This is a genomic window from Candidatus Zixiibacteriota bacterium, assembly GCA_026397505.1.
In the GTDB taxonomy this organism is placed as follows: Bacteria; Zixibacteria; MSB-5A5; order GN15; family PGXB01; genus JAPLUR01.
This window is the reverse complement of the sequence record JAPLUR010000113.1, coordinates 1-23,235: the sequence shown is the minus strand read 5'-3', so window position 1 is coordinate 23,235 and position 23,235 is coordinate 1. Positions and strand designations below refer to the sequence as shown.

The 23,235-nt window shown below is 48.7% G+C and carries 13 protein-coding genes; 6 read left to right on the top strand and 7 right to left on the bottom strand.

The genetic code is table 11. The features are described 5' to 3' along the window. The first annotated feature begins 643 nt into the window (after window positions 1–643). Window positions 644–4,279, top strand: a complete 3,636-nt coding sequence (locus NT002_11645; protein ID MCX6829917.1) for a hypothetical protein — start codon at window positions 644–646, stop codon at window positions 4,277–4,279. Window positions 4,280–4,458: 179 nt separating this feature from the next. On the opposite strand, the gene NT002_11640 is transcribed toward NT002_11645, so the two are convergent. From NT002_11640 to NT002_11620, 5 genes are all read right to left on the bottom strand, one after another. Beyond that, entirely contained in the window at window positions 4,459–5,052 is a 594-nt protein-coding gene (locus NT002_11640; GenBank protein ID MCX6829916.1) for a hypothetical protein, read from the bottom strand. 143 nt (window positions 5,053–5,195) lie between these two features. Next, window positions 5,196–7,022, bottom strand: a complete 1,827-nt coding sequence (locus tag NT002_11635; GenBank protein MCX6829915.1) for a hypothetical protein — start codon at window positions 7,020–7,022, stop codon at window positions 5,196–5,198. Between the two features lie 56 nt (window positions 7,023–7,078). After that, window positions 7,079–7,627, bottom strand: coding sequence for a 4Fe-4S binding protein (locus tag NT002_11630; GenBank protein MCX6829914.1), 549 nt, complete (start codon window positions 7,625–7,627; stop codon window positions 7,079–7,081). 64 nt (window positions 7,628–7,691) lie between these two features. Next, entirely contained in the window at window positions 7,692–8,423 is a 732-nt protein-coding gene (locus NT002_11625) for an SDR family NAD(P)-dependent oxidoreductase (protein MCX6829913.1), read from the bottom strand. Window positions 8,424–8,963: 540 nt separating this feature from the next. After that, window positions 8,964–12,626, bottom strand: coding sequence for a hypothetical protein (locus NT002_11620; protein ID MCX6829912.1), 3,663 nt, complete (start codon window positions 12,624–12,626; stop codon window positions 8,964–8,966). Window positions 12,627–13,185: 559 nt separating this feature from the next. Here NT002_11620 and glnA point away from each other — a divergent pair. The 3 genes from glnA (at window position 13,186) to NT002_11605 (ending at window position 16,918) form a co-directional block, all read left to right on the top strand. Continuing rightward, window positions 13,186–14,607, top strand: a complete 1,422-nt coding sequence (glnA, locus tag NT002_11615) for a type I glutamate--ammonia ligase (protein ID MCX6829911.1) — start codon at window positions 13,186–13,188, stop codon at window positions 14,605–14,607. Window positions 14,608–14,677: 70 nt separating this feature from the next. Beyond that, window positions 14,678–16,558, top strand: coding sequence for a hypothetical protein (locus NT002_11610; GenBank protein MCX6829910.1), 1,881 nt, complete (start codon window positions 14,678–14,680; stop codon window positions 16,556–16,558). Window positions 16,559–16,720: 162 nt separating this feature from the next. Beyond that, window positions 16,721–16,918 carry a hypothetical protein gene (locus tag NT002_11605; protein ID MCX6829909.1) on the top strand — a complete coding sequence of 66 codons (198 nt, stop codon included), beginning with the start codon at window positions 16,721–16,723 and terminating at the stop codon, window positions 16,916–16,918. Window positions 16,919–17,407: 489 nt separating this feature from the next. Here the strand turns inward: NT002_11605 and NT002_11600 are convergent, their stop codons facing one another. Then, window positions 17,408–18,181, bottom strand: a complete 774-nt coding sequence (locus tag NT002_11600) for an SDR family oxidoreductase (GenBank protein MCX6829908.1) — start codon at window positions 18,179–18,181, stop codon at window positions 17,408–17,410. A gap of 657 nt (window positions 18,182–18,838) precedes the next feature. On the opposite strand from NT002_11600, the gene NT002_11595 reads away from it, so the two are divergent. Together NT002_11595 and NT002_11590 are read left to right on the top strand one after the other, a co-directional pair. Next, complete coding sequence (locus NT002_11595; protein MCX6829907.1) at window positions 18,839–19,744, top strand: M23 family metallopeptidase; 906 nt, start codon at window positions 18,839–18,841, stop codon at window positions 19,742–19,744. Window positions 19,745–20,116: 372 nt separating this feature from the next. Next, the gene (locus NT002_11590) at window positions 20,117–20,599 is read left to right on the top strand and encodes a hypothetical protein (GenBank protein ID MCX6829906.1); all 483 of its coding nucleotides are present in this window, start codon (window positions 20,117–20,119) and stop codon (window positions 20,597–20,599) included. A 145-nt stretch (window positions 20,600–20,744) separates the two neighbouring features. Here the strand turns inward: NT002_11590 and NT002_11585 are convergent, their stop codons facing one another. Then, window positions 20,745–21,857 carry a dockerin type I repeat-containing protein gene (locus NT002_11585; protein ID MCX6829905.1) on the bottom strand — a complete coding sequence of 371 codons (1,113 nt, stop codon included), beginning with the start codon at window positions 21,855–21,857 and terminating at the stop codon, window positions 20,745–20,747. Window positions 21,858–23,235 lie beyond the last annotated feature (1,378 nt).

Genomic DNA, 23,235 nt, shown 5'->3' with positions numbered 1-23,235 from the left:
CCAAATCGAGTTCCCGATGAAAAATATTAACGGAAATCAGTGGGAATGCTCAAATAAATACCCCCGGGCCCAGTGATGAGCGCGGGGGTGGGAGGGATTATGTCTAAGGTCGTCCTAATATAATATGTCGTTAAATGTTGTCAAGAGAAAAAATGCGATAAAGAAGCCAAAATCGGCTCCTCCGCACTTGCCTGAAAATCAAGCGGTTAGGGATAGAACGGCGCCGAACAGGTATTTTGATAAGAAATAAAGTGGCGCATGCGCTTGACAATTCGGCGCGGTGTGCGTTCTTTGAATTAAGAGCCAGATTCAAGTCTTTACATCGGGCTATTACATCGCGCTTCACAACAGGCAGTGGCTTTTTTAGTTAAATTTGGCGTTTGATACGCTGTTACATATCTCTTACTGTTTGGCGGCGATTAATTATGCGGTCTCGGGAATGATTCTCTTAGAGATTGAAAATGTTGTTTTTCAGGGACTTTTAAGGCTGGATTGCGGGGGGAGGTGATTAGTTGGCGGAAGCACTCGGGTTACAAAGCCATTAGTTCAATGACAGCTTAACAACGCCCCGGCCGTTCATTCAGCATGAGTTGAGCCGGGCCCGGGGAGAAGCAGGTAAACGTGCATTGGAAGGGATGAAAGAATGACAAATAGAATTTTGGTGAACTCGGCTATTCTGCTTCTATTCCTCACCTTTTTGGTATCGATTACCCATGGCATGCAGAAACCAATAAAGAAGCAGGACCCCTTTGCCGCACCGGCCCAAAATGCCGCAAAGGGAACCGCGGATAAGGGGGGCACAGGGCAGAGTTTGGGATATGTTAATTACCCAAGTCCTGCACCAGGTTATAAAATTGGCGTGACAATCCATGATAACCAACACTATGGCAGTATGCAGCGGCAGGTTGACTGGCGCGGCACACAGATGGTTCATTTTGCCTGGACCAAACAGACGACGACAGTGATGGACGAGCTTTGGCAAACCGGCTATGAAGCCTATGACGCCGGCTTGGGGATATTTCTCCAGGAGGGTTCCGCCGATAGCGGCGGTTGCGATGTTCATGCCGGAGCCCCCAATAATATTTCCGGTTATGTGGGCCTTGATGTGGATACCGAAGGTAAAGCAATTCTTTGCATCGATCACACCGAGACCGGATATGCTGGCGATTCTAAACCTACAGTCTGGTATGACTACGCACCGGGCTTCTGCTATTTTGTGCCTTACCGGAGCAAGGTTCCGGACAGCACAACCGACTATGGAAATCCTGGGCAATATGTGTATCGGTGGCCCTCGATGGAATATCAAGTCTGGAACGGTGACACTGTAACCCATGTTTTGGCCCAATGGGATAATTGGCACTATCTGGATCCACATCTGGGTAGTGGATATTCCGGTAACATGCGGATTTCCTACTTTAGAAGGGTAGGCAGTGACACTGTAGGTCACTGGGAATATCCTCCTAAAGCCATCGATACCGTCAGTTCCATTTCCGCGGTAGTAACCGCCTCAAGAGTCAGTGGAAAGGTGGCTTTAGTCTGGACCGCAGGCTATGCGGAGCCACCCGATGACAATTCTTCACCGTGGCGCTATCCACAATATTCGGATGTATATTATATGATGTCTGACAACATGGGGGCTACCTGGACGCCGACCGTCAATGTCACAAAATACAATTATGTTCCAGATGAGAGCGGGTGGCTAGCGGAAACTGACCTTTCGGCTCTTATTGATACCGATGATCAGCTTCACATCATTTGGAACGCGCGCGAGGCGACGCCCTCCCTGGACGGACCGGTTTTCAACCATTTCCATGGCTGCCGCTTGTTTCATTGGGATAATGGAAACAATGTGATTACCACAATTAAAGACGCCAACTGGGATATTCCTGATTCGGGATGCTATGGCGATGTCTGGAACCGGATGAGTATAGTTAAGATGCAGTTGTCAGAATGTGATGGGAAGTTTTATGCTCTATTTGTCCAGTTCAATGATATTGCCCATGGTATAGATAACGACTGTTATCGCCAAATGGATGAAGCGGCGGCTAACGGCGAGCTTTATATGTCCGTTTCCGACAACGGCGGTTTGAACTGGGATATCGCCCGTAACCTGACCAATACCTATACGCCTCATTGCGACACTATTGGCGCGGTTATCTGCGGCTCCGAGATGTGGCCCTCGATGTCCCGTTTTGGTATGGATAAGAGCGGCGGCGACTGGACCGGTATTCCGATTGTTGACCCCTCGGGAAGCTATATCGGGAACTGGTACCTTGACGTCCTCTATGTTCAGGACCGTTATCCGGGCGCCTGCGTGCAGGATGACGGCGTCTGGACATATAATCCGGTGAAATGGTTCCGCCTGCCATGCGTCGCGCCGGTTCCGAACCCGCGGCTGGAATGCACCCCCAATGAGATCGGTGATCCGGCCTGGACGAAACCGTCAACCCCGCTTGACACGACAGTTCGTCTGGAGAACATCGGTAATGCTATTCTGCATATCTTTGCGGTCAATATTGTCAAAACGACTTATCCCGGCCAGGATTGGCTGGGTATCACCGGTGTTCCGTGGACGATTTCGCATCTGGTTCCGAACTTTGTCAATGCGACCGTTAACTTGAACAAGGGTGGCGCGATAACAAGCGGTCCGAAGGTTTGCGAAGGTTTCATCGAGTTTGTAACCGACGCTCCGACCTCTCCGGATACTCTGCCTGTTCGTCTGATTGTTGCCGATACGGTTCAGTTCCCCGAGTGGGCCAGTATCAGAACCGCATGCAACCGGATTGTGCTGAACAACGCGGGAAATCTTGGTCGTCAGGGTAATCAGGGAGGGGGCGCATATGACCTCGATTTCTTCAACGACTGCGACACCACCCTCAACACCAACAGTCAGGATGACAACGCCAAGATATATCTCTATGACGCAAGTCCCTTCATTCTGCGGGCTAAGGGTAACAATCCCGGCGACACCATTCTCAACTCTTACATTTTTGATGCCGACTGGCTGAATAAGAACGGCTTCCGTCCGGGGCAAGCACTGGTGGTTGATTCCACCAGCCATGCGGACTATCAGTATGCCTATACCAACCAGTTCCTGACCAGCGACTCCGGAATGGGTATTGAGTGCGAGTACTGGATGCCTCCGCATCCGGATACCTGCGGATTCCTTATCCAGAGGCTCAAAATCGTCAATAAGCGCGGCGTGGCTTACAGCAATCTGATGATTGGCGAACTTATGGACTGGGACATTCCCTCCGACTCTGGTGTGGAAAACGGTTCGGATTATGACGCCACGCGTCAGATGATGTGGTGCTATGGCGGCGAATATGGCCCGGACAGCATTACCAATAATGACTGTGTGCCGGCGAACAATCGCGCCGGTGGTTTCGCCTACCTCAACGGTTATAAACTGCCCGCAAGCAGTTCCGCCGACCGGTTCCCCAACATCACCTGTATGTATACCGGTTTGAATGCCGACTGGGTCTATTCGACCGGTAACTTCGTGCCGCAGCAGTTGTATAACAAGCTGAATACTTGCAGCGGTTATCAGCCCTGGCAGTCGACTCGGCCGATGATGGAAGATTCGCTGTATCAGGATCTGAATATGGTGGCTTACTACGGTAAGAAGAACCTGGGCGTGAATGATACGCTGATCTTCATCAAGATTCTCGCCACCGAGTATAACACTGGCGCTGCTGGTCTGAAGACCACCATCGACAAAGCCGAACAGTGGTGGAGAGATCGGTTCAACAATGCCCCGATAGTCCAATCCAAGACTTTTTACGGCAATAAGGCCCAGTTGATGATCGGCACGGTAACCGGCTTTGACCTTGATGGTGATGTCATCACAATGACGGCAACCGGTTTGCCGGGTACCTCGATCTTTGCCGACAATGGTAATGGTACTGGCCTCTTCAACTGGACGCCTCCGGATAGTGGTCATTTCTCCTTTACGGTGACCGCCAACGACGGCAGAGACTCCGGTTTCGCGACCATCTATGTCGTGGTTACCACTAGCTGCTGTGTGAAACGCGGCGATGCCAACCATGATGGCAGAGTCAACATTCAGGATGTTACTTGCATTATCAATTTCCTATATAAGAGTGTTTTTTGTATCCCTTGTAAGGTCGCTCCAGGCAAGTATCCGGAAGCTGATCTGAACTGCGATTGTATCTTAAATATCCAAGATGTCACTGGGTTGATTAAAGTGCTATACTCAGGCTTTCCCTTAAGCTGCCCTACTTGTCAGGAGTGGGAACAGAAATGTATGAGCAAGTGAGCCGGATGGACAATTCAGGGCTGTCCTGCTCCCATTTGCGGATTAATGTGATCCGGTAGTTTATGAGATTTGAAAATTCGGGAAGCTATCCTCGTGATAGCTTCCTGAATTTTATTAAGGGGTTAGCTCCGAGGCAAAGAGGGAGGAGTTGCTCCTCCCTTTTTCATTTTATCAAGGAATTACTTGTACCAAACACCGCCAATAAAAGCACTGTCCAGAAAATAGTCGCCGTTATCCAATAGCCCCACCCCTTTGCCGTAGTACTCATCATAGGCGGTAGAACCATCGGGGATATAATGCAGTTTGATCGCCCTGGCAAAGGTGCCCGCCGCCACTGTCCTGGTCATATACCCCTTGAATTCCAAACTGCCGGTTAAGTCGGAGTAGTAAAGAACATCTCCCTCATAGAAATAAATCCTGGAGTCGTAGTGGTAAGGTTTCCCCTGAACGAGATTGAACGGAATCAGAAGCGGCGGATCGGCCCAGTGGTCTTTCAGCAGAAGATGCAACTTGAATCCGCTGGTATCGACCGTCCAGGCCTCGGCAGTACTGTCATTCTCCAGAATCCGCTTGCAGGTTACAGTCAGCACCGTCGTATCGCCGGAAACCGTCCGGACAATTTTGCGCTGGTCGCTGGTGGTAAAGTACCAGGTATCACCCTCGGCCAAAGGGAAATATTTGGCCCCTTCAGTGAATTTGGCCGGTTCCTCCGGCTTGTTCGAGGAGCATCCGGCCAATAATAGTATTGTCATTAATAGAATAATCTTTTTCATCTGTCCACCTCTGAATTGATCTGTCTCAAGATAGATTCTCATCTTAATCGTGTCAAGCGATGACTCAATATCCTCAAACTATACGATACCCGATTCGGTTTATGTTATGATTTCCTGCGCCGCGATATTACCTCTCTATGCATTCACCTGACTTTGGCCGGGAAGCGGTTTTCAATCTCAGCCATATAGAGCATCAGGGTCAGCAGTTGGTAAAGCTGCATCGCGGTAGGATTTCCCGCCAGAAATCGGTCCAGAGCAATCTTGTCGAAATAATGGGAAACAAGAGGGCTCTGGCTATGGACTTGCCGAATTTCGGCAACAAGCGGCTGATATATCGGCCCTTTATTCCGATAGCGATAAAGCTGCTTCCGGACCGATTTGAATCCCTTAAAAATGTACCGATTATCTCGCAGATTATTTTTCAGGTTCTTCCGGGCATTGAAAAGGCGGCGCCCGGTTTTGCTCTTCAGATTATTTCTGAGGCCGTAAATGGGGATATCAAGCGCCCGGGGATCGAGGAGCAATAGAAAATCGATAAAGAATCCGAAATCAATCATCTCCGGTCGGATTTGATTCATTTCAAATTCAAAGAGATTCTTCCCCCAGAGCGGCTGGACTGTCCAGGAGAAAAGGCGGTGTCTGTTTTCGCCGCCATTGACCACCCGGTTGTAGTAATCAAAGTACAGGTGGCGGATTCTCCCGGAATCATTCTTTTCCGGGAATCGGGCAATCTCCTGTTGCAGGTTATGCCGGAAATCATTCGCTGACAGATTTATCATACCGCAAGCATCGGAGGCATTGATAAGATTGGTGTAGGCATCATCGTTCAGTGCCACGGCCAGATCGCGATATGGTTTTTGCAGATGATAAGGATGGCGGATAAATTCACCGCCAAAACCCATAAAATGTGCCATCAGACCTGATAGCGTTTTTTCCCGCTCCAGATCATCATAGAAACAGGTCAGCGAGGTCCATCCGTTAACCTGGCAGTCGGTCAAATAGATGATTCGTTTCATTTCGGCGAAATTGTCCGCCGGATAGACAGCCGCAAATTTGTGGAGCTTTTTCCCGAAATGGTCAGCCAGCGCCTGCGCCACCGCGCTCTCATCGCCGGTGGCCAACCGGTCATGGCATGGGGTGAAATCGGCCCCGCTCCGGCAAAGCTCCAGAAACAGCGCCCGGGTGTCAAAACCGCCGCTTAGGTCGGCGATTATCTGTATCCCCTTTTCCTCGAATCTGTTGACCCGTGTCAGGAGAGATTCCTGAAAAAGACTTACGGTATGATTGAGAATTTCATCACGGCTTAACCCGGAAGCGGCTGTATCAAAACAGACCGGCCGCAGCATTTCGGATTGTACCACGACTTCGGAACCGGAGAAATCGATTTCAAAAGATGAAGCCGGGGAAAGGCGGCGAATCTTTTTGAAGATCGTCTTCTCGCCCAGAGTATATTCAAAAGCCAGAAACTCGGCCAGAGCCGGCGGGTCAAACTCGATAGATTCCAGCCAGTGCAAGAGAAATTTCGTTTCGCGCGAAAGGGCAAAGAGACTCTTGTTAGCCACAAAGAAAGTCGGCAATCGCCCCCAGCGATCGTTAAATATTATCGCCCGCGATTGATTCTTGAAATAGAGAAGCGCCAGAAAATCGCCATCGGAGTGATCGATAAAATCGAGGATCAATTTCTTATGATCTTTTCCCGCAAGATATGCCTCGGCGATTTCTTGAAGGGTGGCGTGGATTTCGAAATCTGTCCGGTTGTAGATCATCCCCTCGATAAGTACAACCATGTCTTTGTCTTCAAAAGACTGTGAGGGATACCCTTTATAGCCATGAAAGGTGATAGAGACATTGTCCGGAGTAAAAAAATCATTAAGAGTAAGCCCCTCCCGGTAATCGAATTCCGCTAAAGAAGATCCGAGTAGAGGGCGAGATAATGGCTGATGGCTGAAAATGGCGTTTATGCCTGGCATGCGATAAACACCTCGTTAATAAGTGCCGACAGATAATCGAATGTATCGCTCACTGCTTAGAGCCGGGGAACCATGATAATGCAGCTTTCCGGACAGATATCGACACAGAGGCCGCACCCGTAGCATTTATCGTCATCAACCACCAGCTTGCTTTTTTGCATACTGCGGGCCTTGAAATAGCAGACCTCGACACAAATACCGCAGTGGGTGCAATCCTCGAAATTCGTTTGGGCGAGATGTGTCCCCTTATCGCATTTCTCATCGGCGTTGAGAAAATACCCGCAGCAATCATCACAGCAGAAACAGATGCCGTCGACCACGCTTTTGTCCTCCGTGTTCCGGAAAGGACGAGTGACCAGGTTTTTCTCTTTGGCCTCATCAAAGATCGCCTCGACCTGGGCAAATGAAATCTCTTTTATACCGGAACCGCTGGAACCGGCATCTTCGCGGAACATAAGGCAGACATCGATACGGGAACGGGTGCAAAACCCGCGCCCCTCGCGGCAGCCGCAGTTACAAACCCAGAATCGGGAATGCCTGTTCGCCAGGCGATGGGCATTCTCCCGGGTGCATACATAGTGCATGGCTAAATCATCATTACTCATACGGCCGCCCTTCCATTTATCAGATGTCTCGAATTTACTCTCATCATTATCAGGATATTCCGGATCATTTATTAATCAGCAACGGCCGGATATCGGCCATAGAGGTCCAGGCATTTTTGTTCTGTTTGGCAAGGAATATGACTGCCTCGGCGACTTCATTAACGGTCAATTTCAGCGCCGCTTTCGATGGCGAATGCGACTGCCGCGACATATTCGACATCAGTTTGGTATCGGTGGAGGCGGGCGCGAGAACCGATATTTTGATATTATCGTTGCGTACCTCGCCGGCGACCGCCTCGGAGAAAGCATTAAGCGCCGCTTTCGAGGAAGAATAGGCCGCCAGCCCTGGGACACCGATCCGACCGGCGCCCGAGGAGATATTTATTATCTGCCCGCCCCCTTGCTTTTTCAGTTGGGGAAGAAGCTCCAGAAAACTGAAATAGACAGCCTTCAAATTGGTATCGAAAATAGTATCGAATTCCTGCTCGGTCGTTTCGATCAAAGGTTTGTGGATACCGACCCCGGCATTATTGACAAAAATATCTATCCGGCCGAATTTTCTGATCGTGGAAGCGACAATTTTTTTCATTCCCGAACGGCGGGTGATATCGGCGGTGACAACCATATAATTTTTGCGGTCGATCCCGAGACTTGCGGCCACCCGGAGGAGTCTCTCTTTGTTGCGGGCGGTAAGAGTGATTTTGGCGCCCTCGGAGGCAAACTGCCGGGCGATTCCCTCGCCGATACCCTGGCTGGCGCCGGTGACAACCACGACCAGATCTTTCAGAGACCGCATATTAGGCAATTCCTGCTTTTCAAATAATCGAAAGACAATCTATGAAATTCCTTCGGAAAAATAAAGGGGGCGAAACGTCCTAATTATGGAAGTAGCCAAAAATGACCGGAGCCCGCTCTCCCCTCGAGAGCGGGCATCCAATCATGAGAAAAGAAGATGGTGCCTGACAAATCATTATCAGTCTTAACCGGTCAGGCTATCAAAGGACCACTGAAATGACCGTCAACGTATCAATAAAGTAGCAACGGCAATGCCGGAGAAAACCCGACTGCTTTTGTATTCTTTGCAATCTCAATTCTTATAATGACTTATATTGGCGATTACAATTGTTTGCTTTTATAATGAAAGGGGTAATTCGCAAATTCATACGAGTTGTCTTATTATTGTAAGCTTAAGCCATTGATTATTAAAGAGTTAATTTTACGACCCCGAATGCCCCCATTCGCAATTTGGTACGATTATCTCAATTGATCCCAATAAAACTCAGGAAGCTATCACGAGGATAGCTTCCTGAATTTTTGGATCTCATAAACTACCGGATCACATTGGTCCGCAAATCGGAGCAGGACCGCTCTGATACAGGAACTTGACGAGATAAGTAATATCAGCAATGTTGGTTATCCCATTACCATTGGCATCCCCTTCGGGATATTTGCCAACGCCGCCCTGACAAGGAGGCTTAGGACCACTCTGATACAGGAACTTGATGAGGTAAGTAATATCAGCAATGTTGAGTATACCATTGTGGTTGGCATCGCCGGGCTTCACACAGCAGGTGCTAATGATATTAACCTGAATCACCCGCGAACCGGTCGCCTTGCCGTCGTTGGCCGTCACGGTAAATGTGTAATTTCCGACCACCGGAGGCGTCCAGTTGAAGGTGCCGGTGCCGTTACCATTATCGGCAAATATCGCGGCGGGTGGCCCGGCAGGTAAGCCGCTTGCCGTCATGCTAATGGCATCACCGTCAAGGTCAAAACCGCTGACCATAAAGATCATCGGCACACCCGTGGCGCCGTACCTTACACCCGGATCAAGCACGATTGGGGCATTTTTGAACCGATTCTTCCACCACTGCTTGGCTTTGTCGATGCAGTCCTTCAGACCAAGAGCGCCATTGTTATACTCGGTGGCGATAATCTTGATGAAGACCAACGTATCATTCATGCCCAGGTTCTTCTTGCCGTAGTAAGCAACCATGTTCAGATCCTGATACAACGAATCCTCCATGGTCGGTTCAGTCGATAACCAGGTCTGATAACCGCTGAAATTATTCAGCTTGTTATACAACTGCTGCGGCACGAAGTTACCGGTCGGATATATCCAGTCGGGGTTCAAACCGGTATACATGCCGGTGACGTTGGCAAACCTATCAGTCGGACCGGTCGTCGGCACTTTGTAACCGTTGAGGTAAGCGAAACCGCCGGCGCGATTATTGGCCGGCACACAGTCGTTGTTGGCGATACTATCCGGGACGAGTTCGGCGCCATAGCACCACATCATCTGACGCGTGGCATCATAATCAGAGCCGTTTTCCACACCCGAGTCGGAGGGAATATCCCAGTCCATAAGCTCGCCGATCATAAGGTTGTTGATAGCCGCGGCGCTCTTATTGACGATCTTGAGCTTCTGGATAATGAATCCGCAGGTATCCGAATGCAAAGGCATCCAGTATTCGCACTCAACACCAATCCCGGAGTCCTTGGTCAGGAACTGGTTGGTGTAGGCATACTGAAAGTCCTCATGGCTGGTGGAATCGACCACGAGACCTTTCCCGGGGCGGAAGCCATCGTTGTACAACCAGTTGGCATCAAAAATGTAGGAGTTCAGAATGGTGTCGCCGGGGAGAGCGCCTTTGGCGCGAAGAATAAACGGACTCGCGTCATAGAGATATACCAGGGCATTGTCACTGGCACCGTCTGTGTTGCCGGTCGTGTCGCAGTCGTTGAAGAAGTTCAGGTTGAAGCCATAAACATCGTTCAGACCCTCGCCGATATTACCGAGATTACCGGCATTGTTCAGAACGATCCGGTTGCAGGCCGTTCTGATACTGGCCCACTCGGGGAACTGAACCGTGTCGGCAACAATCAGACGAATCAACAGAGTATCCGGCGAGGTCGGAGCGTCGGTTACAAACTCGATGAATCCTACGCCAACCGCCGGACCGGTGGTTATCGCACCACCCTTGTTCAGATTGACTGTCGCATTGACAAAGTTCGGAACCAGATGCGAAATCGACCCCGGAACACCGGAGATACCCAGCCAATCCAGACCGGTATGAGTGGTCTTAACAATATTGACCGCATAGATATGCAGAACGGCATTACCAATGTTTTCCAGCTTGAGGGTTGAGTCAAGTTGGACACTCGGTTTCGGCCAGGCCGGGTCAACAATAATGCTGGGGTCCAAGCTCAGCTGCGGGTTCGGAACACACTCGACGCACGGCACGCGGAACCACTTCATCTGGTTATAAGTCCAGACGCCGTCATCCTGCACGCAGCCGCCGGGATATTTGTCCTGAACGTAGAATACGTCAAGGTACATATTCCCGGTATAGCTTCCCGAGGGGTCAACAATCGGAATACCGGTCCAGTCGCCGCCCGAACGATCCATACCAAAACGGGACATCGAGGGCCACACTTTGGAGCCGCAGATAACCGGGTTGCCAGATCCGGCAGTGTCGCAATGAGGCGTCCGCGTATTGGTCAGGTTGCGGGCGATATCCCAGATCAAACCGCCATTGTCGGAAACGGAAATGAAAAGTTCGCCGTTGGCCGAACCGTTCCGATGACCTATCCAGTTGGAAGAGTGGCAGTCGTTGGTGATACCGTTGAAATAATCGTTATACATCACAAAGAGGGCGTAGAACTTGCCGGCGCACTCCGAAATCTGCATCTTCGTGATACTCATTTCGTTCCAGGCGCCGCCATAGCAACCATCGTCCGCAAGGACCCAGTTGGCATCCTTGATGGTCCGAATGAGGTTGCTGCCTTCGTCCCAGTGGAACAGACGGCTGCCATAAAAATGGTTGAAATCCGGTCCGTCCGGAAAGGGCGTCACGTCGCGCGCGTTCCAAATGATGTGCAGCTTGTCATCTGTGCCAATCAAAGCCGACATGTCGGTATGAGCCAGCCAGCCGGTATCGGAGGGGTCAAACTTGGTGACATTGACCTTGGGCCCCCAGGTGTCGCCCATATCGGTCGACATCATGTAATAGACATCATTGACTCTCTGATCGCCGTTGCGCTGCTTCGACTCGGGATCGCCCACAATGTCGGGATAGCACATCAACCAGCACAAAGCCACCTTGCCGCTGACCCGTGAGGCGCTGACCGTCTGAGAAACCGCGTTGACCGTGTCAACCATCATCGGCGGATATTCCCAGTGACCAACGGTATCACTGCCATGTCTGCGGAAATAAACAATGAACTGCGGCTCCATATCGCTTTTGAGCTGTTGTGAGAAGAGATGGGTGACCGTATCACCGTTCCAGACCTGATATTCCATTGAGGGCCAGAGATAACGTTTCTCGTGTAGCTGATCGGCAAAGTAGTTCATCGTGCTGTCCGGAACCTTACTTCTGTAAGGCGCAAAATAGCAGCCGCCCTGATCGTAATCATACCAAATGGTGGTGGCATAATCGGCGGCATCACCGGTCTCGGTGTGGTGGTTGGCAATGACCGCTTTACCTTCGGTATCAACATCGAGAGTTGCATAACCGGAACCATTATAGCGATTCACGGAGTGAATATCGCAACCGCCGGAATCGGAAGCACCCGCCTGGGCAAACGTCCCCAAGCCGGCGTCATAGGCTTCATAGCCGGTCCGCCACCGCACGCCCCGCTTGACCGAGATCATCTTCGTCCAGGCAAAATGAACCACCTTGTTTCCGCGCCAGTCAACCTGGCGGCCCATACGGCCATTATGCTGATAATCATAAGTAGTGACACCGATCCTGTAACCAGGAGCGTATCCCAGCACCTGATCAAAACCAAGGCTTGCCGGTGCCGGTGCTTTACCGGAGGTTTCTTCAACCGGCTGCTCGGCGCCGATAATCTGAGATTTCCCCATGGGCCGATTGATGGGGACCTTATTGACCACCTTATTACTACCGCCGCCCGCACTCGTACCAAATGAAGAAGCGGCAAGAAAAGCAACGGCTAACAAGGAGATAATGAAAATCGCCGATAATTTCCTTGTCATTGCTGAACTCCTTTCAAAGCATTTTTATTTAAAATTCCCAACTTATTCCCTAAATCTATTCCATAAAAATTCCTGGACAAATTTAGGTAAATGAACCCGCTTTTCCCCGGGCCGGCTCAAACATACTATATGAACGGCCGGGGCGTTGTTAAGCTGTCATCGAACTAATGGCTTTGCAACCGTTATGCTTCCGCCAACCGATCACCTCCCCCCGCAATCCAGCCTTAAAAGTCCCTGAAAAACAACATTTTCAATCTCTAAGAGTATCATTCCCGAGACCGCATAATTAATCGCCGCCAAACAGCAAGAGAAATGTAACAGCGTATCAAACGCCAAATTTAACTAAAAAAGCCACTGCCTGTTGTGAAGCGCGATGTCATAGCCCGATGTAAAAACCTGAATTTGGCTCTTGATTCAAATAACGCAAATCCGCCCGAATTGTCAAGCGCGTTGTAGGATTTTTTTGTGAAATTCTGCAATCTGCTTTTCCCGTTGCCTTTCCGGCGGAATTGATTAAATTACCGCCTTAGATTAGTTACTGTTAATTCAGGAGATAGGAATGGTTGCGTTGGACAGGCTTCAGAAAATAGTCAGTGAGAAAAATATTGAGTATATCGATGTCAAATTCAGCGATCTCTTGGGCGAATGGCATCATATAACACTCCCGGCCGAGGCTCTCACCCCGGAGCTGTTCCGCGATGGTGTCGGCCTTGATGGCTCCTCGCTTCCGGGATTCACCCGCATCGAAAAAGGGGACATGATTGCTATCCCCGACCCCGAGACCGCCTTTATCGATCCGTTTTTTGAAAAACCGACCCTTTCGTTTATCTGCGATATAATGGCTGTCGAAAAAGAAATCGAACCTTATTCACGCAACCCGCGGCGGGTGGTGCGTGATGCCGAGAATTATTTACAGACCGTTGTACCGGGCGCCCATTCGATGCTCGGCCCGGAGTTTGAGTTCTACCTTTTCGATGATGTCCGGTTCAATCAGGGACCGGGGGAGGGGTACTATTTTATCGACTCCGAGGAGGCCGAATGGAACGCCGCCGGGCGGGAGGGTGGCAAAAACCTCGCTTACAAGGTGCAATATAAGGGCGGGTATCATGCCGCCCCCCCCAAAGACCGGACTTTCAATCTTCGTTCCGAAATGACCACCCTTTTAAAAGAAGTCGGAGTCGCCATAAAATATCACCATCACGAGGTTGGCGGCGCCGGCCAGCATGAAATCGAAACCAAGTTCGATACCATGCCGAAAATGGCCGACCAGTCGATGATGGTCAAATATTTCGTGAAAAATCATTCTTTCCGCTGCGGCAAGTCGGCCACTTTTATGCCCAAGCCGCTTTTCAACGAGCCGGGTTCCGGGATGCATGTTCATCTGTACCTGGCCGACAAGAATGGCTCCATATTTTATGATAAAGAGGGCCCGGCGGCGCTCTCCAATGAGGGGCTGTACTTTATCGGCGGGCTGCTCATGCATGCCGGGGCGGTGCTGGCGTTGACCAACCCCTCCACCAATTCCTATAAGCGGCTGATCCCCGGTTTTGAGGCGCCGGTTCGCGGAAACTACTCGGTCGGCAATCGCACCGCCTGTGTCCGGATACCGGGGTACCAGCGGAATACCCTGACTTACCGATTTGAATTCCGTCCTCCCGATGCCACCTGCAACCCGTATCTGGCTTATGCCGCCATGGTCATGGCCGGAATGTACGGTATCAAACATAAAATCGACCCCGGGCAGCCGTTCGACCGCGACCTGACCCATATGTCCGAGAAAGAGCTGGCGCAGATACCGATGCTTCCCACCTCGCTCACCAAGGCGCTCGATGCGCTGGAAAAAGACCACCAGTTTCTTCTCGAGGGAGGGGTATTCACCACCGATTTGATTGAATCCTGGATTGCGCTGAAGCGTAAGGACGTGGAGCAGATTCGTATCCGTCCCCACCCCTGGGAGTTCTATTTGTACTATGATAAATGATTAATATCTTATTGATTTAATCAAATTCGCAAGGGATTGAAACCTTTGCTCAAATTCATGGGAGGCTAACATGCGTACATTATCATTAGTCATGGCATTCATTATTCTCTGTTCTATTTCTTTGGCAGAACCGGGCAGGCATAAGTGTGACAGCAATTTTGTCGTATCTGGCATCAGTCCGCTCGCAAAAGAAACCCGGATGAAGTTATGTGGTAATATCGCAAATCTAACAGCGGCCGAGAGAGAAATCATGGATAGTATAGTCGTTACCGAAAAAAGGATTCTTGACACGCTGAAGAAAGGTGTTTCTGTCGATTTATCCCAAAGAGAATGCATAGGTCGAATAATCAGGGCTTCTTTTATTGAACGCATTGCAACACAGGCCAAAGATAGTGGTTTGCACTACCACGGCATTATGATTGCGGGTGCCGATATTATAGGTGATCTCAATTTGCTAAATGCGACCGTGCCATATGAATTAAATATGAATGATTGTGATTTCTGGGATGATGTCAGCTTTCAAGATTGTATTTTTAAGAGGGATATCCGTCTGGAGAAAAGTCGATTTCACGGCAAAGCCATTTTCAATAAAATGGAAACTCTCTGCAGTTTTTCGCTTTCAAATGCAATATTGACAGGAAATGTTGACGCTAAATATGTTAAGATAGGCATGAATCTCATTGCTGATTCTATTTTTGTAGTCAGCAAACTTGCAGATACTGCTATCTATAGGGATACTCTGAAATCGATTATAACCAAATGGAAAGAGAGTGAGCATAATCTTGACGCACTCATAACATATTTGAAAAGGGACTCCTCTATGTATGTAAGTTGCAGTACCTCCAACTGTAGTTTTTATGGGGCAAAAATTGGGGGTGGTGCCCAATTTGGGAACGCAGTCATATTTTCTTCACTTGATTTTACTCATTGTCGAATAAGCAATAATCTGGAATTAGTGAATACCATGGTATTAGGAAGTGAAGGACTCAGTATCAATGGGTCAGAGGTAGGTCGATCTATTTATCTTAGGAATTGCCAATTCATTGGCACAATCGATGCGCAAGGTGCAAGAATCGGTTCAAATCTGAGAGGTGACACACTTATCTGCAGTGGTGACGGGAACTTCACCGATATCAAGGTGGAGTATAATGTGTTTCTTGAATATTCCCGATTTGACGGAAGTATTAGTCTGACGAATGCCTCAATGAACCGCGATTTAAGGATGAATCAAGCGCGGATATTGGGTGATAGCACAGTTTTAAGCGGCGTCGCCGTTGGTGGTACCGCATATCTTGATGGATTGTTATTTGGTGGAATGCTAATAATGAAGAATGCCTCTTTTCACAATTTAAGTTTTAATGGTTTACAGCATGACAGGCATGGGGCCGATCTACAAAAAAATGATTATGTATTTGATTTTGACGAGATGACTTATATACAAATTTCCGCGGATACGACGAAGGACGCGTCAATGAATATTCTATTAGGTCTTCTCGATTCAGCGTCCTTTAATATTGGCATGTATACAACTCTGGAGGGTTTTTACAAACGTGAGGGGGAAGGCGAGCGGGCGGATGCGGTTTATAAGAAACGCATGTGGCGTGAATCCAAGGAAAAAGGCGGATTTCTAAATTGGGTTCGATATTATCTATATAAATGGTCAATAGGATTCGGACGCAATCCGGAATATTCTTTTGGCTTTTTTTTGGGGCTGGCGTTTCTCGGTAGTTGGGTCTTCAGAAAGCGGAATATGAATGTAGGTTGTGAAGAAGAATATAGATCATTTTTTTACAGCCTAGACCTTGCACTGCCGTTGATTGCTCTCGGGTTTAGAGATAAGTATAATCCCAGACAGGGCGCCATGTTACAGGCGTATAAGGTTTTACATATAATATTAGGATGGGTTTTTATGATTTTCAGTCTCGCTGCATTCGGCGGTCTTTTTACTTGAAGAGCGATTTTGTTCCTGTTAAACATGCTAAGGTATTGGGATAGATTGAGAAAAAAATGTAGATAGATCATTTTTCTATTGCAGGAATTACGTTCTTGATATATAATATAAATAGATTTGCTTCCAGTTCTTGCCTACAATTTGGGTTAGGAGGTGATGATAATGAGGATTTTTCAACGTGTGATTTTTGTTCTTCTCCTGCTAGTGCTATTTGCTGTCTTGTTATTTCCTTCGGTCAGCCAGTACGCAAGCAATGACCCGGTTGGCCTGAAGGTAGAAATCCGTGTGATAGGCGGCTATCATAATTCAACACCATTATTTGCTTCAAATGACAACGCAATGGGAAAGAATTTCTGCTGACAGCAGAGGCAGCGGCGCTTTTTGCAAGCACCTGGGACAAAATTCTTTCTTAACAGCTACTGAGCCAATGGATTGGAAGGCGGCTTCAGTCGGGACTGCCGCCTTCTTTTATTGATTTTGTTTAAGAAATAAATGCTCTATTTATTGGTTCAGCACCATCGCCCCTGCTCGGCATGTCGGCATGATACGAACCTGATGGATATTCAGGTGTGGCCTGTGTATAATCCGCAGATAGGTTACACAATAGACCGGGCACATTGGTAACACTTTTTATTGGTCGTTGTCATTTTGCCTGGGTGCTCCACCCGCCATGGCGTGCTGTGGGCTGGCCTGCAAAATCACTACAACATCGATGGCGATTTCTCCTCGTACCCCTTTACAGGAGTATGAAAACATGTCAATAAGCGAAAAGCAGCTTATCGCCAATCGCGCCAAAGCCCAAAAATCCACCGGGCCGTGGGTATCTCCCACGCACGATTGCGGTCGAAATTATCCCTTCCGGTGTAAAACCATCGCCCCAGCCTGGCAGGTCGGCATGATACGCACCTGATGGATATTCACGTGCGGCGGCCGGGTCACGCAGAACAGGATCGCCTCGGCTACATCCTCACCGGTTAGCGGCGCTACCCCCTGATAGACTTTCCCCGCCCGTTCGTTGTCGCCGTGGAATCGGACCATCGAAAACTCCGTTTCCACCATCCCGGGATCAACCGCGCTGACGCGGAGCGGGGTATCGACCAGATCAATCTGCATCCCCTTGGTGAGGGCATCAACGGCAAACTTGGTTGCGCAGTAGACATTCCCGCCGGGGTAAAGCTCATGCCCTGCAATCGACCCGATATTGACAATATCCCCCTTGCCCCTTTTAACCATCCAGGGGATCACCACCCGGCTGACATAGAGAAGCCCCTTAATATTGGTGTCGATCATCTCTTCCCAATCGCTCAATTTCCCCTCATGGAGCTTATCCAGGCCGCGGCTCAGGCCGGCGTTATTGACCAGAATATCGACCTTTTTCCATCCAATCGGGAGTGCCTCCAGTCTTCCCTCCACCTCCCTCTGGTTCTGGACATCCATTTGGAGACAGAATGTCTCGATTTCATATTTCTTCTTGAGGTTCTTGGCCAGCTTTTCCAGCCGATCCATCCTTCGGGCGACCAAAAGAAGCCTGACACCCTGTTGGGCAAATAGATGAGCAGTCGCCTCACCAATCCCGGAGGAAGCCCCGGTTACCAGAGCAAGCTTATTCTTAAGAGATATCATACAACATGAATCCTTTTTGGTTAATGAATTTAATGGGGATATATTAAGCTCGACCGGGAAGACTGTCAAGGCAAGAGGTGGGCCGTGGAATAGTCGCCCACTGTTGGCCGGATAGCCAAAATATGGGGAAACGCCAATTATTTCCTCCTGACCGTTCCTCAAACCGTATCAAATTCAACAGTTGAACAATGATTTAAGAATATGTAGCATAACAATATAAGTGCTGCCAGTTGAATATTGGAGCAGACCCATATCGGGGCATAGTTTCTGCAACTTTGAAGAATCGAAAAGGTTAACATTCGCCCGCTTAAGGTCGATATTATTATTGGGGTCATCAAATAATTCTTCGACTTTGACGGGAGTCCGAGAGGTTATGAGATGGCTTCAAAGAGAAAAAACGTTATAGCGATGCCGCGGAAAATATATTGGCATCTCTATAGCTTGCAGAACCTTAACTGTGAGAAATTTATCAGGGTCGTGGAGAAGGTCTTAAGAAATGAGTATCAATTGATTAAGTGATATCGGCCATGATTCTGAAAATTTCTTGATTATTTTTGTTGACTTGTTGGGAGAGGGTCGCTATTTTCCAACGACTTTTTGTGAGCGCTGGAAATCTGCGGGTTTCGGGCATGTAGTCAACATATAGAAGGAAAGGTCATGCTAAACAAAAAGCTTTCATTTATGTTAATCGCCGGCAGCCGGGATAAGTTGCGCCATTTCCAGGTTTCCTATCGGTTTCTATTGGGTTGCGCAATTATCGCCGCTTTCCTTTTCATCGCCAACATCCTCCTCACCACCTCCTTTGTGAAGTCGCAGGTTTCAGCTTTTGAAATAAAGAAGCTGCAGTCGGAGAATAATTATCTCTCCAGAAAATATCAGGAGTTACGAGGTCAGGTTTCGGAGATAACAAATATTTATGACGGGCTGGTTCAGAAAGAGGTGGCTATCCGGAATATTTTCAATCTACCCGAGGTTGGCACTGATGAGCGGGAGCTTGGGATAGGCGGACCGGAAAATGCCGCTTTCAGAACTGTTTCCAATGCCATGCAACTGGCCACATCGGCCGAATCGGCCGTTGAGGCTTTGCTGAGGCTGGCCCGGTTTGAAAAGGAGAAGTACGAGGAAGTATATAAATCAATGACGGCCAAGAAATCACTTCTCGATCATACTCCCTCGATAGCCCCAACTCATGGCTCCCAGAGCCGTGGCTTTGGGATGAAATATGATCCCTTCACCGGCAACCAGCAGTTCCACGGCGGCATAGATATTGCCAACCGAACCGGCACCCCGATCTATGCCACGGCTGATGGCGCAGTCGAATTTGCCGCTCATGACAATGGCGGACTGGGCAACCTGGTGGTACTCGATCATGGATACGGGTTTACAACCAGGTATGGTCATATGAGCAAGATGAAGGTTTTTGTCGGTCAGACTGTCAAGCGGGGCACTTTGATCGGTTATATTGGCTCCACCGGCTATTCCACCGGGCCGCATCTTCATTATGAGGTTCTAAGAGATAACCGGCAAATCAATCCCCTTGACTATATTGTGAGTATGCGGTAACGGCCGGCAAATCCAACGATAAAAGCATTTCAACCCCCGTTCCGACCCCGGAATGGGGGTTTTGATTTAGGTCAGATTGTAGGTCAAAATTGACTTACAAAACTTTCTATAAAGGGTTGCAGGGCACGGATCAGCATCGGTCTGATATGGATTTTGAGGGGAGAAACAGGATGTGAATAAAGATAAGTGTCAAACCCCGACCAAGGGGTCGGGACAGGCGCAAGGACCTCGAACTACCCGGCTGACTTTATTTAAGTAAACTTACTCCATGTTAGAAGAATGAATTTGATTTGTTGATAAGTGCTGATATATTAATTGATATCGGCCGCCACAGGTGGCCGAAGGAAAAACTCAAACCGAAAGGAACAGGAAATGAGAAAAATCATCACGTCATTGATCATAATCCTGCTATTCGCCCTGACGGCGACTGCCGGCACACGTTCCGCCGGTTTCTACGGTGTAGGGCCAAGAGTCGGCTTTACGGTTAATCCCGACCAGATTCATTTTGGGGGTCATATAGACTTCGGAGAGATTGCCACAAATTTGATGATGGTTCCAAATCTGGAAATAGGTTTTGGCGACAATCTGACTACGATTGCACCGTCCTTTGAACTTGATTATCGCTTCCGCTCCGACTGGGGCGTCTGGACGCCCTATCTCGGCGGCAGTGCCGGGCCGATTTTTTATTCCGCCAAGCACGGCGGCAGCAATACTGAATTCGGTCTCTATATCGAGGGCGGGATCATGAAAGGATTATCCGGCAGAAATTCGGGATATTTTTTCATTGAGGCCAAGCTTGGGCTGGCTGACGCCCCCGACGCAAAGTTTACGGTCGGTTGGACTTTTGGCAAATAGTCCGAGCGTTGCCGGATTGCGGTCCTGACATAAGAAATACTGCGGCCGAGAAGACCAAGATAGTAGAATATGTTTAGGTAGGTCAGGAGCTTTACGCTCCTGACATTACCGTGTCAGGTCTGCAAGAGACCTGACCTACAAAACTTTACATGCACCCAATCTTCGGCGCGGGGCCGCCTTTGTACAGGTAATTTATCAAATAAGTAATATCCTGGATATTCACCAGACAAGTGCCGTTGATATCAGCCACAAACTTCGGTTTCGGTTCTGCGCCGTCATTATATAGGAAGTTTATGATAAAGGTTATATCCTGGATATTGACCAGCCAGTCGCCGTTGGCATCACCCAGTTTCCAGGTGCGGAAATTATGGATATCGGTAGAATAGGTGAAACGTCCGGTCTTATCGGTCGCTTTCACTTTCCACCAGTATCTGGTGCCGAAAAAGAGACTATCGGTCGGGGTATATTGGTTTTCGGGAATCTCAATCGTCTTAACAAACTGGAAATTGCTGTCGAGCGCAAGGTACAACGTATAGCGCACCGAATCGAGCGGATCGGGATCGATGGAAATCCCCCAGAAGAAATAAGGGAGCATGTTGAATATAATATTTCCGGCCGTATCGGGCGGCTTGACCAGCTCAAACGGCCAGGGAGATTCCTCGACCGCGTTGACATATAAGTTTCTGCGTTCACCATAGGGGGTCCAGTCCGAATATTCGTATCCATCGAAACAGCGCGCCTGCCAGATATACTGCCAGTTTTCATTGAGGGGCGAGGAAACGATCCAGCCGGTCGAATCGACGCCCGAGGGGATATTGGTGCCGGTGGTTGTTTGGGGCGGCCCCCACATACTATGATTGGTAATGGAAAATTCATAGACGAGCGTGTCGTTTTCGGCATCGGTGGCGTTGTGAACATAAAGCGTTGGTGTGGCGGTGTTGACAACCGCCCCGCTATCCGGCGACGCCAGCACCGGCACGGACGGAACCGAATTCATTCGGAACGAGATCTGATACCAGTTTGACCAGACGACTCCGTTATGCACCCGGAGCCGGAGATAATAAGTAGCCCCGTCAACAAGCGGCGCACCGGCATAGGTGACAAAGGTATCGGCGGAGGCGACCGGCGCCGGATTCCACATCTCGGCAAAGGCCCAGTCTGAATCTGTTCCGACCGCAATAAGAAAGCTGTCTTGCGGAATCGCGCCAAGATCATGGTAAGACCAGTAGATCTGCGGAGTGTTTGACTTAACATGCATAATATTCTCACCTTGCATCCCGAAACTGCTGATATAAGGCCCGCATGCGACATCAAAGGCGCCAATAAGCTGCCCGCAGCTATTATTAGCCGGTGCACAAGAAGAACTTATGCTTAAATGAAAGTCTTGATTCTGTGTAGCACAGAATAGAGGATCTGCTGAAATATTGCCATTAATACCCAGTTGGCTACTTATACCTCCCGGCCAGCCGCTGACACCACTGGACCAAATATTTGAACAACCAAATAATATCGTCTCTGGTCCGCAGACTATTGGCAGAGCAGTGCCATTGTAGGCTATTATGCAATTCTGGGCCTCAATATAGCCACCGCCTATATAAAATGCAGATCCTGGTAATGGTCCTTCCATGCCGTCGGCAAAATTACCCGCAAAAGTATTATTCCGCATTGTACAAATGCTATTTTCACTGCACATCGCACCACCACCCCCACCATAATCGACAAATACCGAATTTTGGGAGAATAAGCAATAGTCAATGGTGCTTTGAGTAACATTAGATAAGTAGCATGCACCACCATTAGATCCACTATTTGAAACAAAAGCACAATTGTCAGCAGTCAGTGTACCAGTATAGATCGCAATTGCGCCACCATGCCCTTCAGAACCTTCTTCAATAAATGCAGCATTGTCGGTAAAATCGCATCCAATTAACGTTATACTGGTACTATAAACAGCTATTGCTCCTCCATCTCCCTTGTCAGAATAATTATGATGAAATGAACATCCGGTAAATGTTATATTTGAATTCATTGTGTATACTGCACCACCATTACCGACAAACGTACGGGGCGCCAGCGACGATGACAATAGTGAAGACGCCTTACATGCACCGCAGCCTACCCAATTATCTCTAAATAGGCAATTGACCATATGAGCATTTGAGTTAATCAAGTATACGCAACCAGCATTGATGCCCCAATGATCCTTTATGACACATCCAATTATGGTTGGTGAGGAATTGATACAATTTATAGCCCCCCCATGCATAGCCCCCTGCCATGCTTGATCTTTTAGAGGCTTGATAGTAAAGCCTATAATGGTTGTAGTGCTATCCTCGCCATTTATTACATTAAAACCGGTATTATCCCATTCCACGCTGTCGACCAGAATTATCGTGCTATCAGGTCCACTAATTGATTTTATCACAATTGATTTACCCTGCGGATTAATATTTCTGTTTCCCGGGCCAGTATAATTACCTGCATTAATAAGTATAGAATTGGAGTGAACCCCTTTTGTTGGACAGGTTAGGGTAGGACGGTTTGGCGGTTCACTTTTTCGTTCCTCAGTAGGGCCTCGAACTCGTTGGGTGGTCGATAGCCCAGAGAGGAATGCAATCGTTTCTCATTATAGACAT

What these genes read in the sequence shown, in the direction of transcription:
- NT002_11645 (MCX6829917.1), top strand. Translation starts at nt 644, where the DNA reads ATGACAAATAGAATTTTGGTGAACTCGGCTATTCTGCTTCTATTCCTC.
- NT002_11640 (MCX6829916.1), bottom strand. Translation starts at nt 5,052, where the DNA reads ATGAAAAAGATTATTCTATTAATGACAATACTATTATTGGCCGGATGC.
- NT002_11635 (MCX6829915.1), bottom strand. Translation starts at nt 7,022, where the DNA reads ATGCCAGGCATAAACGCCATTTTCAGCCATCAGCCATTATCTCGCCCT.
- NT002_11630 (MCX6829914.1), bottom strand. Translation starts at nt 7,627, where the DNA reads ATGAGTAATGATGATTTAGCCATGCACTATGTATGCACCCGGGAGAAT.
- NT002_11625 (MCX6829913.1), bottom strand. Translation starts at nt 8,423, where the DNA reads ATGCGGTCTCTGAAAGATCTGGTCGTGGTTGTCACCGGCGCCAGCCAG.
- NT002_11620 (MCX6829912.1), bottom strand. Translation starts at nt 12,626, where the DNA reads ATGACAAGGAAATTATCGGCGATTTTCATTATCTCCTTGTTAGCCGTT.
- glnA (MCX6829911.1), top strand. Translation starts at nt 13,186, where the DNA reads ATGGTTGCGTTGGACAGGCTTCAGAAAATAGTCAGTGAGAAAAATATT.
- NT002_11610 (MCX6829910.1), top strand. Translation starts at nt 14,678, where the DNA reads ATGCGTACATTATCATTAGTCATGGCATTCATTATTCTCTGTTCTATT.
- NT002_11605 (MCX6829909.1), top strand. Translation starts at nt 16,721, where the DNA reads ATGAGGATTTTTCAACGTGTGATTTTTGTTCTTCTCCTGCTAGTGCTA.
- NT002_11600 (MCX6829908.1), bottom strand. Translation starts at nt 18,181, where the DNA reads ATGATATCTCTTAAGAATAAGCTTGCTCTGGTAACCGGGGCTTCCTCC.
- NT002_11595 (MCX6829907.1), top strand. Translation starts at nt 18,839, where the DNA reads ATGCTAAACAAAAAGCTTTCATTTATGTTAATCGCCGGCAGCCGGGAT.
- NT002_11590 (MCX6829906.1), top strand. Translation starts at nt 20,117, where the DNA reads ATGAGAAAAATCATCACGTCATTGATCATAATCCTGCTATTCGCCCTG.
- NT002_11585 (MCX6829905.1), bottom strand. Translation starts at nt 21,857, where the DNA reads ATGCATGTTAAGTCAAACACTCCGCAGATCTACTGGTCTTACCATGAT.